The organism is Marinobacter antarcticus, assembly GCF_900142385.1.
Lineage (GTDB): Bacteria > Pseudomonadota > Gammaproteobacteria > Pseudomonadales > Oleiphilaceae > Marinobacter > Marinobacter antarcticus.
Map to the genome: position 1 here is coordinate 1,835,379 of NZ_FRAQ01000001.1, position 13,524 is coordinate 1,848,902.

Sequence of the window (13,524 nt, forward strand, 5' to 3'; positions counted from 1 at the left end):
TCATCGATACAGGACGAAATCGCCAGATGTATAACCACAAGACCAACTTTCTGCGGGCCTTGGCTCTGCTTATTCTTCTACCCCTGATGTCGATGGCGCACGGTCAGGAGGAAACCTGGAGGCTGAACCTGAAAGACGCGGATATCCGCGCCTTTGTCACTCAGGTGGCGGATATTACCGGTTACAGTTTTGTGGTGGACCCCAGGGTAAAAGGCAAGGTCACCGTGCTTTCCAGTGCCCCGATGGACAAGAACCAGATTTATGATCTGTTTCTTGCGGTGCTGAACGTTCATGGTTTCACCGCCATTCCCGGAGAAGAAGTTATAAAGGTGGTGCAGCAGGTGGATGCGAAACAGTCCGCCGAAGCGCTTGGCCGCTTCCCGAGCATACCCTCCGAACAGCTTATTACCCGGGTTATCCAGATTGATAACGCGAATGCGCTGGAGCTGGTACCCATTCTTCGGCCGTTGGTGGCAAAGTATGGCCACTTGGCTGGAGTAGCGGCCGCCAATGCGCTGATTATCAGTGATCATTCATCCAATATTCAGCGGATCGAGGAGATTGTCCGGGAGCTGGACAGCCCTTCCAAATACGAAGTAGAAGTGATCAAGCTCAAGGAAGCCTGGGTCGGCGATATGGTGGTTCTTCTGCAGGAGTTGGCACCGGATGAGCTGGGCCGCGCCGGGAACGACAGCGCCTCCAGAAAGTACAGTGTCACGGCAGATGAACGCAGCAATCGCCTTATCCTCCGTGGCGATGAATCGTTCCGAAGCAAGATCCGTGGGCTGATTGTGCAGCTTGACCAGCCATCTGCCAGCGGCGGCGCTACCAAGGTTATTCGCCTCAAGCACGGCGATGCCAAGAATCTGACCGAGATCCTCAAGGGTGTGATGGGTGAGCTCGCCAAGGAGGGTGCCGGAGGTGCTGCCGGTGGCGGCGCCAGTAATAGGCCTCAGGGCAATTTTGCGGTGTTTGCGGATGAAGGGCTGAACGCTCTCGTGGTTCGCGGTGACCCTTCTCTGATGCAAGAGGCAGAAGAGATTGTCGCGGCGCTGGACGTGCGTCGTGCCCAGGTGATGATTGAGGCGGCTATTGTAGAAATCAGTGATGAGCTGGGTCAGGATCTTGGCGTTCAGCTCGCAGTGGGTGATGAATCCGGATCTTCTACGCCTGTAATGGGAACAAACTTTGGGAACGTTGGTCGTAGTCTGGGCGATGTGCTCGGCGCAATCCTGAGTGGGTCCGCCATTTCGCCGGCAGTAGGGGGTGTTACCGTTGGTGCTGGCCAGAGAAATGAAAACGGCGTGAGCTGGGGCGTTCTTTTGCAGGCGCTCTCTACCTCGGCAGCGGCCAATCTGCTTTCGACACCGAGCATCATCACCCTGGATAACCAGGAGTCCGAAATTATCGTGGGTCAGAACGTCCCGTTCCGCACCGGGCAATCCACAGTCACCGGGGATGGCACGACCAATCCGTTTACCACCATTGAGCGTCGGGATATTGGTCTTACCCTGAAAGTGACCCCGACAATCAGTGCTGATGGCCTGGTGAGGCTGGTAGTGGAGCAGACCACCGAAAGTGTTGCTGACAGCATCGAAGATGCGTCGGACATTGTCACTAACAAGCGTGAAATCAAGACAACCGTGTTGGCGGATGATGGCGAAACCATTGTGCTTGGTGGTCTGACCCGAGAAGATTACCTGGTAAACAAGAGCAAGGTTCCCTTGCTGGGTGATATTCCCTTTATCGGTCGCTTGTTCTCGTCGGAGTCTGAGCGCCGGGTAAAGCGGAACCTATTGGTATTCCTGCGCCCTAAGATTATGCTTGGGAAGGCTGAGGCTGTTGCTGTTACATCCGAGAAATTCAACAAGTTGTGGAACGTGAATCTCGATATTCGCAACAAACTCGGCTTGCCGGATATGGAGGCCAATCCTGGTATTGATGTGTTGTTTAACATGGGAGACAGTAAGCTGGCGAAATAATACCGGCTTGTTTTTTAAACGGTCATTGGCGGCATCGGGCAATCCATCTGATCCGCCACCAGCCGCATCAGTTCATACTCCCGCACGTCAATAACGCCATCATAAGTGATGCAATGCCCGCAGGCATCTATAACCGCGGGCTTCAGCAGGGGTGAAAGCCCATTCAGCGCCTTCAATGCTTCCTGCAACTGCCGCATGGTAACTTTTGTCAGTATCGGGTAATCGTTATTCCCTCGGCTGGCAAAGCCGGCTATGGCTTCACGATACAAAATCTCTGCTCCCTGACTGTCACCTGAGCCGGCTCTTGCCAGCAAGCTCAGGAGTCGCTGTAATGCGGGTATCACCGCTTTGTAGCTACGGTAGCGAACGGGTATTGCCCTGTCTGCATCCGCGCCCAGGTGGCGAGAGAGGAAGCTGGTAAGAGCCAGTTCAAACAGTGTGACCCGATTATCTGCGTCTACCAGTTTTCTCACATTCCGAATCAATTCAGCGCGCTCGTCCGGATCCAGTTTGCGCAGTGCCGGCATAGAGAGTTCCAGGGCCGGAAAGCGCACAGCCTCACCAAGGTTCTGAAGTGCCGGAATGAGTTTCGCCAACAGGTCTGATTGTGGGCCAAAGAATGAGCGGTCGGGGAGTAGTCTGAGGCGTTCCGCTTGCTGCTGTTCGTCCAGATCGCTAATGAGCAGGGCATAGCAGAGTTGAATGGCTCCTGCCCGAGTGTACAGCAAACCGCGGAAGGTTGATGGTAAGCGCCGCAGCAGATGAACGGCAAAGTCTTCGCCTTCCGGGCTGACCGTGCCGACTCTTTCAGATAGCTTTTGCGCGGCTGCGGTTGCTGGCACAGGCGTCGCAATTGCCGATCCTGAATGCGATGTCCGCCGCCCGGAGACGGTGCCGTAGAGGTCTGCTGCTGCACCCGCAAAGTTAGAAGCCCCTGCGGGCCCGCGCCCGGCAGTTGCCGTGCGCAGGTCGCCTCCAGACTCGGTATCCCGCAGGCGGCTTTTTAACCGTGCCATAAGCCCCGGCTGGATGGCGTTAATGCGTTGTTCGATCGGTGGATGAGAGGCGAGCAGCGAAGTGAACTTCATGCGGGCGCTTTCACCGAAGCACATGTGGTTCATGTCACTGGCGTGGCCGGTGGTATCCAGATAGCTGCTTCGAAGCCCTATCTTGAAAAGTGCGCCGCCAATCCCGTCCGGGTTGCGGGTAAACTGCACCGACGATGCGTCGGCGAGGGTTTCCCGCTGGCGCGACACGGCAGCCTGAATCAGGCGCCCGAAAAATACGCCCACGTAACCGATTACAAACAGTGCTACGCCAAGAATCCCCATGGCAGCCTGGGCACGGCTGTCCCGATTGCGGGCCGTTGTTCGCCCGCCGCTGTAAAACGAGACATGAAGAAGAAAGCCGCCGATCTGGCCGATCATCAGGATGCCGGAAAGCAGGGCAATGAGGCGCACGTTCAGGCGCATGTCACCGTTGAAGATGTGGCTGAACTCGTGACCCACAACGCCCTGGAGTTCGTCCCGGGTTAGCTGAGTGATTGCGCCATGGGTGACCACCATAACGGCGGAGCCGGGCGTGTATCCCGCTACAAAGGCGTTGATGCCGGTCTCGTTATCCATGAGATAGAGTTCCGGCACGGGCACGCCGCTGGCAATGGCCATTTCCTCTACGATATTGCGCAGTTTGCGCTCGTCGCTGTCGCGAGTGTCCGGGTCAATAGGCCGCGCACCAACCATTTTGGCAACGCGGCTCCCGCCGCCTGCCAGGTCTGCCCAGCGTATGAGTGAACCCATAAATATGAGCGTTACCACAGCCGAGGCGGTGATGAGACCGTGGCTGGATAGCAGCCAGTAATGAAAGGGTTGGCCGGAGGTTTCGCTGCGGGTTACGAAATAGCCCACCAGGCAGACGGCCAGTGTGATCAGTACCACCGCCGTGAGAAACAGAAATACCAGCAGGCTGGTATTGCGCCGGGCACTGGCCTGGCGCTGGAAAAACCCCGGATGAGCCATACTTCAGAGCCTCAGAAGGCGACTTTCGGAGCCTGGCGGGCCTCTGGAGACTCAAGTTCCAGCTGAGAGGTTTCCTTGAACGCAAACATGCCGGCAATAAAGTTGTTAGGGAACTGTTCGCGGAAGATGTTGTAACTCATTACACCATCGTTATAGGCCTGGCGGGCAAAGGAAACGCGATTCTCGGTGCTTGAAAGCTCTTCCATCAATTGCTGGATTGTCTCGTTGGCTTTCAGGTCCGGGTAATTCTCTGCCACTGCATAAAAGTTGGCGAGGGCTTTGGTGAGCAGGTTCTCTGCACCACCAAGGCGCTGGATTTTGGTGCCGTCTCCGGGATCTTTGGCAGCATCTTTCTGGGCGCTGACGGCGTTATTTCTGGCTTCCATAACCTGGGTCAGCGTTGATTTCTCATGCACAAGGTAGGCTTTGGCTGCTTCAACCAGGTTGGGTATAAGGTCGTGCCTGCGCTGGAGTTGCACATCAATCTGGGCAAAACCATTTTTGAACTGGTTACGCAGAGAAACCAGGCGGTTGTAGATGAAAACCAGATAGATTGCCGCGATGGCAATAACGATCAGGCCGATAATAGTAGTGCCCATGGCAACTCCTCACAGATAATGGATCAAACGTTATTTTCTTCGATTTTCTGGTGAAATCCCTGAACAAATGTCTCGAAATCCGCAGGGCGCAGAGGTCTGCTGAAGAAATACCCTTGTGCCAACGTACATCCACGCTGGCTGAGGTAATATTCCTGTTCCGCTGTTTCCACGCCTTCCGCGATCACCGAAAGGTTGAGACTTTTGCCGAGGTCGATAATGGTGTTGGCAATTTGGGTGTCTTCCTCGTTAACCAGTAGGTCCCGTATAAACTGCTTGTCAATTTTCAGGTGCTGCACCGGCATTTTCTTGAGGTAGGTAAGGGATGAGTAGCCGGTGCCGAAGTCATCAACGGCGATACTGATGCCAGCCCGGTTCAGGGTGTGCAGTTTGGCAACGGCGTCTGACAGGTTAGTCATGAAGCTGGTCTCCGTAACTTCCAGTTCCAGGCGACCTGCAGGAATGTTGTGGCGCTTAAGCGTGCCCAGTATGTCATCCACAATGCGGTCCTGGCGCAGTTGCACCGCAGACAAGTTTACGGCGATACGCAGGGGAAGCCCCTTGTCTGCCCACAACTTGGCTTGCAGGCAGGCTTGCTCCAGAACCCACTGACCGATCTCTACAATGGAACCATTGTTTTCCGCGACCGGGATGAAGTAGTCCGGTGGCACCAGGCCGCGCACGGGATGTTCCCAGCGAAGCAGCGCTTCTGCGCCAATAATCCGTTTTGTTTCAAGGTTTATCTGAGGCTGGTAAACCAGATGGAACTGCTGAAGGGTCAGAGCCTGGGAAAGATCTTTCTCCAGCTGTTTGCGATCCCGGATTTCCTGGTCAATACTTGCTACGTAAAACTGGAAGTGATCCCGGCCCTTCTGTTTAGCCAGCATCATTGTCTGCTCGGCGCTCTGGAGCAGTCGATCCGGTTGTATGGCGTCAGATGGATAGAGGGCAATGCCCAGAGTTGCCGTCAAGGAAATGTTCTGGCCCTCCATTCCCATGTTCTCACTGATTCCAACCAGAATGGCTTCTGCGGTGTCTGCCGCCTGAAAACCATCTTTAAGCCCTTTCTCGACAACAACAAACTGATCACCCCCGAGCCGGGCTACCGTAAAGCGGGAGCCGCTCAGGCAGTTTATAAGCCGGTCTGCAACGGTTTGCAGGGTCAGATCTCCGGTGCGGAAACCGCATTGATCGTTGATGGATTTGAAATCATCAATGCCGCAGACAATCACGGACAGCAGGGTATGGTTGCGTTTCGACTGTGCAATATCAGCCTTCAACAGCTCCATGAAGCTGTCCCGGCTGAGCAACCCGGTTAACTGGTCGAAGCGGGCGAGCCTGTTTACTCTGTCTTCGGCTTCACGATGGCGCTTCTGGCTCTCACCAATGGCGATAAGCAGAGTGTTGGTTGCTGTTACCCAAAGCCCGAGTTCGTCTTTTTCATGGCCTGCAGGCGTGTCAACCAGGCGATCATCCGGACGCGCGGGGTCGACCTGCTTTACAGAATTTACGATGCGTAACAGTGGACGGGTCAGCAGCATGTAAAAGACAAAGAACAGCACCATGCCGAGAATTACCGCCGTGGCAATGACCGAAGTGAAGGTCGCGATGGCACGGCTCAGCCACATGTGGGCCGCCGGCAAGGTATCGTAGTGAACAACGAAATAACCGTATACGGTGCCAGCAGAATCGCCGTCGCGCACCAATTCTGTACGGAATTCGCGATCGGCACCAAAAATCCAGTTAATCAGCGGCCGGAATGCACTGTCGGCCAATGGGCGCACGCGGGAACTCAGGGGATCCCCGTTTGTGTGAAGAATCTGAGCCACCTGCACGGCTTCCCGCGCAAACATGCCGTCGACCACTTGCTTTGCCAGGTCCGCGTCAATGCTGAATACGGCCTGGGTGGCAGCATCTTTAACCATGGCAATGGTCTGGCTGGCCTGGCTGTTCAGGTCGGCAGATACGCGGCGGGCATCGAGCACCACCTGTATGGCACTGACGATCACACCGCTGATCAGTGCAACAGCCAGTATCCACCGGAGGATGCGGTAGCCAAGGCGGTTTTCAACCTTAAAGAATTTTTGCATTCAGACCCGTTTTTAGCCTGTTTGTCAGGCGCACAAGTTCCTGTAACCGGTAAGTGCCGGCAACCCAACATAACACATTGTCAAAGATACAGATTATGATTCAGGTTAAACAACTCTGCATGAACTATCGGTGATTATTTCAAAAACTGGAGAATGCTGACGTTTCAATTTGTAAGTTTAGTGAATCGCCACACAAAAAACGCCCGCTGCAAGCGGGCGTTTTTTATTCAGCCATTGCCGGCTGAGCCTGGAAAGCGAGTCAGGCTGATCAGGCGAGGTTTTCGTTTACGAAATCCCAGTTGACCAGGTTCCAGAATGCTTCCAGATAGTTCGGGCGAGAGTTGCGATAATCAATGTAGTACGCGTGCTCCCACACATCAACGGTCAGCACTGGCTTGTCAGCACCAGTCAGAGGTGTTTCCGCATTGCTGGTGTTGGCGATTGCAACGCTGCCGTCTGCTTTCTTGACGAGCCAGGTCCAACCTGAACCGAAGTTGTTGGCGGCCTTGTCGTTGAATTCTTTCTTGAAGTCTTCGAACGAGCCGAAGGCTTTTTCGATAGCTTCTTTCGCTGCGCCCTTGGGCTCACCGCCGCCGTTCGGGCTCAGGCAGTGCCAGTAAAAGGTATGGTTCCAAACTTGGGCAGCGTTGTTGAACAACGGGCCGCTGGCGCTTTTGATAATGTCTTCAAGCGACTTGTTGGCGTTGTCCGTACCGTCAACCAGGCCGTTGAGCTTAGTTACGTAGGTGTTGTGGTGCTTGCCGTAATGGTATTCGAGGGTTTCAGCAGAGATGTGTGGTTCCAGTGCGTTCTTTTCGTAAGGTAATGCCGGAAGTTCAAATGCCATGAGATCGTTCTCCCTGGTCTCTCTGTTATGGTGAATGTTACTGCTCTAATATAGGGTCGATCTGAGCGATATCAACCCCGTAAAGCAATTCAGCGCCTGTCGCTTGCGTTCAGCGAGCTGCTGAATTCGGGGCTGCCGGGCAAAAACTGTACACAGTTTCTGACCCGCCACACCAGTTCGGCGTAGCTGTCCGCCAGAATGTTTACGTGGCCAAGCTTGCGGCCAGGCCGTTCGCCTTTGTTGTAGAGGTGTACGTGAGCGTAAGGGAGCTCCAGCAGGCGTTCAACATCCCCATGCTCACCGATGATGTTAACCATGCAGCTCAGGCCGCGAGGTGCAACATTGCCCAACGGGTGACCGCTCACGGCCCGGATATGGTTCTCGAACTGGCTGGTCATCGCACCCTCGATGGTCCAGTGCCCGGAATTATGAACCCTCGGCGCCATCTCGTTTGCCACCAGGCCATCTGCTGTTTCAAACAGCTCGAGTGTGAGCACGCCGACATAATCCAGTTCGTTGAGCAGGGCTTTGATGTGTAGCTCTGCATCTTCCTGAATGTGTTTTTCGAGTCTCGGCGCCGGGGCAATTGAGTAGCGCAGAATGCCTTCGTGGTGAACGTTTTCGGAGATTGGGTAGAAGGCCAGTTGCCCATCTTCAGCGCGCACAGCAATGATGGAAACCTCGCGGCTGAACTCGACAAACTTCTCTACCATCAATCTGGGATGGCCGATGGATGCCCAAGCTGCCTCTGCATCTTCCGGGCTTTTCAGCACGGCCTGGCCTTTGCCGTCGTAACCTTCGGTATTGGATTTGGCAACGACCGGGCAGCCGAGGCTTTCTGCTGCGGCTTTCAGGGACTCAGCGCTGTCTGCAATCTTCCATTGTGGCGTTGGGATGCCAAGCTCACCGAACAGTGTTTTCTCGGCTTCGCGGTTCTGACAAACCTGCAGGGCGCGGGGGCAGGGATGAACCGGCTTTTCTTTGGCTAGCCTTTCTGCAACTTCTACGGGAAGGTGTTCAAATTCGTAGGTGACCCGATCTACCCGCGACAGGAAGTCGTCGAGGTACTTGCCTTCGCGATCAATGATGACTTCACCCAACCCGGCGCTGGGGCTGCCTGACATGTCATAGAAAACAAAGGTTTTGGCCAGCGGATATCCGGCGAGGGCGAGCATTCTTCCCAGTTGACCGGCGCCTAGTACACCAATTCTCATTTGTGTTCTCCTGTCACGGTGGGCATTTCACTTTTATTGGTCAGCACGGGTGGGGCAAGCCTTCCAAAACACGCTGTGAATACGTCCTTGTACGCTTGGCTCCGCCATCCATGGCTACGCACAGTTTTGGAAGGCTTGCCCCATCCGCGCAGTCTGAGCTGGCCAGTGGGTTCACTGCTCTTTTGGATCAGGATTGTTCAGAATCGTTTGGGTCTGTGTCGCCCGGAATTCATCAACAGCCTTGCGAACAACCTTATCAGATGTGCCAATAATCTGTGCCGCTAGCAAACCGGCGTTGGTGGCACCGGCGTTGCCGATCGCCAGGGTGCCTACGGCGATGCCACCGGGCATTTGTACGATAGAGAGCAGCGAGTCGAGGCCGTTGAGTGCTTTGGACTGGACGGGTACGCCCAGTACTGGCAAGGATGTCTGGGAAGCGACCATTCCGGGTAGGTGAGCTGCGCCGCCGGCGCCTGCGATGATGACTTTCAGGCCGCGGTCGGAGGCGGTTTTTGCGTAGTCGAAAAGCAGATCCGGGGTGCGGTGGGCCGAGACGACTTTGGTTTCATAGGTGACGCCGAGTTTTTCGAGCATGTTGGCGGCGTGTTCCATGGTGGGCCAGTCGGATTTTGAGCCCATGATAAGTCCTACAAGCGGCCGCATACGCAACAGTCCTGTGATAATTGGAAAGCCGGACATTGTATGTTTTGGCTATCTACCATGCAAGGAAGGTCTTTGGGTGTTAGGCACGGTTGGGGCTTCGTCATTTCAACCTGTGAACAAGTGCATGTATTATCAATGCCAATTAATTGAACCGTCCATATTCAGGAGCTGTAATGGAACCCATCCGTCCAGATGACGATGAACTGAGAGCCGAACGGCCTTTTGGTGCATCGGAGCAGAAGGCGCCAGTTCAGAAGAAACCTAAGTCGTCAGTCGAGGGTGCGGGTGGGAAGCCTAAACCACCGAAACCGGCGAAGGGCGGCAGGAACGATAACGGTGGGGGCAGTGGCCGGTCGGGTCTGGCGGTTTTGTGGTTGTTGGTTATTGCTGTAGCTGTAGCCTCAGTGGCGGGATGGTACTCGCAGAATCAACGGATTCTGATGCTTGAAGGGCAGTTGGAGGAGGCGGATTACTGGGCGCGTCAGAGTAAGCTGGCGTTGGCGAGGTTTGAAGGTGATCTGTCGGAAACGGGGGAGAATCTTCAGGAGCGCGGCGCGTCTCTGACTGATCAGATTGATCTCCAGAAGAAACAGCTTGATGAGGCCGACAGCGAAATCCGTAAGCTATGGGTCATCGCAAATGAGCGGAACAAGAAGCGGCTGGATGATCATCAGGAGCGGATTGCTGCGGCAGAGGTCGGGCTCGCAGAAAGTAAGAAGGCGTTGGCGGATGCGGGCTCCACGGTTGAGAAAGTCCGGACGTCTCTGGGCGCCGATGTGGCCTCGTTGACTAAGCAGACGGAGACGTCGGTTGCGGCTCTGGAAGATGCAAACCGGCAGGCGTCCGAGCAGTTGACGTCGCTGAGCAAGCAGCTGGTGGAAGTTGATCAGGTTGTTGAGCGGCGGGTGCGGCGTTTTGAGCAAGAGCAGAAGCTCGGGATCAGTGGCATAGAAGGGCGTTTGTCTGCTCTGGAGAAGAAACTGGCTGATCTTTCGGGCAACGATCGTGATCGTGCGCTCGTAAATGAGCTGGCGGCGGTGAAGAAGAACGTTGAGGCGATTGATTCGTCCCGCGCTCAGGTAACCTCGCGCCTCGTGCGGTTGTCGGAGGAGGTTAATCAGCTTCGCAGTCAGGTATCAGGCCAGTAACGGATGTGGCGTCGACACTGGTGGCGCCGCAATGATCGTGGGCGTCAGGTTTTGTAACGGTTTGTTATTCATCCCTTGCGGTAGCTCTCATTTATACCGTTTGGCAGTTGCTATGATCAGGTAACTCACCAAAGGATGAAGAGTTAACAAAAATGAAAACCCCAGTGTCTTTTTTTGGGCCCTTCAAGCTTTCCTCGTTTTGTTTTCGTGTGTTGTTGGTCGCCTTACTGTTGCTGTCTGCGTCTGGGTGCACGGTTTACCAGTCCATTGGCAAAAGCGTCGGGTCGTTTCTGCACCCGGTCTCCGGCCATGATTTTGTGCACATTGATAACGGTGACTGGGATCGCAGGCATGCGGTTCTGTACTTCTATCGCACTCACTCCCAGTGGGCCGCTGATGAGATTGAAGCGCCCAGCGTTTACGTTGATGACACCCACTACTTTAATATCCGCAATAACAGCTTTACCTGGCTTGTGGTCAGTCCTGGAGATCGCCATATCACCATGCGCAGGCCGTTGCTTGGCCTGGAGGGGGTGAACTCGTTCAGCCTCAGCCTGATTGCGGACGCCACTCTCACGGTTGAGCCCGGCCGTATTTATTATCTGCGATATAACGAACTGTCTGAGCCTATACAGGCACATCCGGAGCTCGATCCGGAGCATCCGCTCACTGAGGGTGACCTGCAACTCGTGACGCGGGAGTATGCCATGCAGGGTCAGGAAATCATCTCAACCCGTTTCCTGAACAGCGATGTGCTGGCCCCCCAACCACGCGGCGGTTTCTATTGTCGCAACTACTGAAGATGTGGACTACGAGCGGCGTATGGCGCTTCTGGAAGAGGAGCGCGAGCTGGAGATGGAAAGGCTTGAGCGTGAGGGGCAGTACGAGCCGGCATCCTGGTTCTGGCCTTTCGGAGATGGTCCTTCGGTTCCGCTAGAAGCAGACCGGAAAATTAAACAGCTGGAGCAGGAGTATGCTCAGCTGGAGCTGGAAAGGGAGCGCCGTGAGGCAGCGGAATCTGACGGTTGGTGGTTTTTTTAGGGTTTCCGGAAAAAGATTTGACACCGCCGGGCAAATGCTTAAAATGCGCCTCTCACTTGGTCGAGCAATGAGGTCTGTTCGCAGGCAACATTAGCATTTTCAAGTGAGTGCCTTTGAAAGGTGACTAAGTGGGTGGTTAGCTCAGCTGGGAGAGCATCGCCCTTACAAGGCGAGGGTCACTGGTTCGATCCCAGTACCACCCACCACTTTCTTTCAAGGTAAGCATCGAGCACTTGAGTTCGGTGCACGATTCAGGCTTAATGCCGGATCGATGCGGAGCGGTAGTTCAGTTGGTTAGAATACCGGCCTGTCACGCCGGGGGTCGCGGGTTCGAGTCCCGTCCGCTCCGCCACTCTTTTTGGGTGGTTAGCTCAGCTGGGAGAGCATCGCCCTTACAAGGCGAGGGTCACTGGTTCGATCCCAGTACCACCCACCAGATTTCAGAAAGGGCAAGTCCGATGGACTTGCCCTTTTTTTACTTTCCGATCAGCGACTGACCACATACTCGCACAACGTTCCCGTTCACGCCGCCGGAAGCGGGGCTGCAATACCAGGCAATGGTTTCTGCAACGTCCACAGGCTGGCCACCCTGAGACAGGCTGTTCATGCGTCTCCCGGCTTCTCGCAGCGTCATGGGCATGGCCGCCGTCATCTGAGTTTCAATGAAGCCCGGTGCTACGGCGTTAATGGTAATGCCGTTTTTAACCTGCCTGGCCATGGCTTCTACGTAGCCGATCACGCCGGATTTCGCCGCCGAGTAGTTGGTCTGTCCGAAGTTTCCGGCGATGCCGCTGATGGACGAGATGCAGACAATGCGACCACTTTCACGAAGCAACTCCCGGTTCATGAGTTCATCGTTGATGTGTTCTTCAGCGGTCAGGTTAACGGCGATGGTCATATCCCAGAAGTGCTCGGGCATGTTGCCGAGAGTTTTGTCACGGGTGATGCCCGCGTTATGAATGACAAGATCCACTCCGCCAAAATGCTTTTCAACAAAATCTGCAATTTTTGCCGGCGCGTCTTCAGAGGTAATGTCGCAGGAAAGGGCCTTGCCTTTGATGGCGCGCATCACGTTTTCGAGATCTTCCATAGCAGGCTCAATGTCCAGCCCGATTACTGTGGCGCCATCCCGGGCCAGGGTTTCTGCAATTGAAGCGCCAATACCCCGTGACGCACCGGTCACCAGTGCAACCTTTCCGGTAAGCGGAGCAACCGGGTTTGTTGTCGGCGCGCTGGCGGTTTTACCAATGCGCACAACCTGGCCGGAAACATACGCTGATCGGGCAGAGAGGAAGAAGCGGAGGCTGGATTCCAGCTGTTTTTCAGCATTGGGTGCAATCCAGAGCAGGTTAGCGGTTGCGCCTTTTTTGCCAACTTCCTTACCTACACTGCGAGTAAAGCCTTCCAGAGCCTGTTGCGCGGCCGCCTGGGGCGCTTTTCGGCAGGTTGTCGGGTTCTGGCCTACGATCACAACACGGGCGTTTGCGCCGAGTTTTTTTATGGTGGGATGGAAGAAATCGTACAGAGCACGGAGATCTCCGGGGCCCTTCAGGCCGGTGGCGTCGAAGACCAGGGCTGAGAATTTTGTTTCAGTATCCGGCGCCAGCTCCAGCGCCCGGGCTTTATTGCCGGCTTTTGATGAGTCTTCCAGGGTTGTTTTGCCGCTGGCATGATAAAGCGTCGCGGCACTGGCGCCGAGAACGCCACCAATCGTCGCTATGGCTTTGCCGCCGTTACCTGCGCCAACCAGCACATTACCTTCAATAAAAGGCTGATCCGCGCGCTTGAGTCGTTTCAGCGGCACCGGTGAGGGCAGCCCGAGGGATTGCGCGGCGGTTTTACCAACCGGGGTGTTTACAAGTTTAAAGTAGATGTCAGACATGGCTTCGTCCTTGCGTTGCTATGATGTGCGGAGCATGTTGTTT

Annotated in this window: 11 protein-coding genes and 3 tRNA genes; 7 read left to right on the plus strand and 7 right to left on the minus strand. The window is 55.1% G+C overall.

What is annotated here, in order from left to right; all coding sequences use genetic code 11:
* The first annotated feature begins 26 nt into the window (after positions 1-26).
* Entirely contained in the window at positions 27-1,982 is a 1,956-nt protein-coding gene (gene gspD / locus BUA49_RS08610; RefSeq protein WP_072796758.1) for a type II secretion system secretin GspD, read from the plus strand.
* 14 nt (positions 1,983-1,996) lie between these two features.
* On the opposite strand, the gene BUA49_RS08615 is transcribed toward gspD, so the two are convergent.
* From BUA49_RS08615 to purE, 6 genes are all read right to left on the minus strand, one after another.
* On the minus strand, positions 1,997-4,000 hold the full coding sequence (locus BUA49_RS08615) for a M48 family metalloprotease (RefSeq protein ID WP_072796759.1): 2,004 nt from the start codon (positions 3,998-4,000) through the stop codon (positions 1,997-1,999).
* A gap of 11 nt (positions 4,001-4,011) precedes the next feature.
* The gene (locus BUA49_RS08620) at positions 4,012-4,599 is read right to left on the minus strand and encodes a LemA family protein (RefSeq protein WP_072796760.1); all 588 of its coding nucleotides are present in this window, start codon (positions 4,597-4,599) and stop codon (positions 4,012-4,014) included.
* 23 nt (positions 4,600-4,622) lie between these two features.
* Positions 4,623-6,686: a putative bifunctional diguanylate cyclase/phosphodiesterase gene (locus BUA49_RS08625; protein WP_072796761.1), complete on the minus strand. Its 2,064-nt coding sequence runs from the start codon at positions 6,684-6,686 to the stop codon at positions 4,623-4,625.
* A gap of 268 nt (positions 6,687-6,954) precedes the next feature.
* Positions 6,955-7,533: a superoxide dismutase [Fe] gene (sodB, locus tag BUA49_RS08630; protein ID WP_072796762.1), complete on the minus strand. Its 579-nt coding sequence runs from the start codon at positions 7,531-7,533 to the stop codon at positions 6,955-6,957.
* 89 nt (positions 7,534-7,622) lie between these two features.
* On the minus strand, positions 7,623-8,747 hold the full coding sequence (locus BUA49_RS08635; RefSeq protein WP_072796763.1) for a 5-(carboxyamino)imidazole ribonucleotide synthase: 1,125 nt from the start codon (positions 8,745-8,747) through the stop codon (positions 7,623-7,625).
* 171 nt (positions 8,748-8,918) lie between these two features.
* A complete protein-coding gene (gene purE / locus BUA49_RS08640) occupies positions 8,919-9,410 on the minus strand; it encodes a 5-(carboxyamino)imidazole ribonucleotide mutase (RefSeq protein ID WP_072796764.1) in 492 nt (163 codons plus the stop codon).
* A gap of 173 nt (positions 9,411-9,583) precedes the next feature.
* Here purE and BUA49_RS08645 point away from each other — a divergent pair, with 173 nt between their 5' ends.
* The 6 genes from BUA49_RS08645 (at position 9,584) to BUA49_RS08665 (ending at position 12,035) form a co-directional block, all read left to right on the plus strand.
* Entirely contained in the window at positions 9,584-10,558 is a 975-nt protein-coding gene (locus BUA49_RS08645) for a hypothetical protein (RefSeq protein WP_072796765.1), read from the plus strand.
* Between the two features lie 152 nt (positions 10,559-10,710).
* On the plus strand, positions 10,711-11,358 hold the full coding sequence (locus BUA49_RS08650) for a DUF2846 domain-containing protein (RefSeq protein WP_228704433.1): 648 nt from the start codon (positions 10,711-10,713) through the stop codon (positions 11,356-11,358).
* 22 nt (positions 11,359-11,380) lie between these two features.
* On the plus strand, positions 11,381-11,599 hold the full coding sequence (locus tag BUA49_RS18040; protein WP_228704434.1) for a hypothetical protein: 219 nt from the start codon (positions 11,381-11,383) through the stop codon (positions 11,597-11,599).
* Positions 11,600-11,729: 130 nt separating this feature from the next.
* Positions 11,730-11,805 (plus strand) — tRNA-Val (locus tag BUA49_RS08655).
* Positions 11,806-11,874: 69 nt separating this feature from the next.
* Positions 11,875-11,951: transfer RNA gene (locus BUA49_RS08660), tRNA-Asp, on the plus strand.
* 8 nt (positions 11,952-11,959) lie between these two features.
* Positions 11,960-12,035: transfer RNA gene (locus BUA49_RS08665), tRNA-Val, on the plus strand.
* Between the two features lie 39 nt (positions 12,036-12,074).
* Here the strand turns inward: BUA49_RS08665 and BUA49_RS08670 are convergent.
* Positions 12,075-13,481 (minus strand): 3-oxoacyl-ACP reductase, encoded by a 1,407-nt coding sequence (locus tag BUA49_RS08670; protein ID WP_072796766.1) that lies wholly within the window; start codon positions 13,479-13,481, stop codon positions 12,075-12,077.
* Between the last annotated feature and the right edge of the window lie 43 nt (positions 13,482-13,524).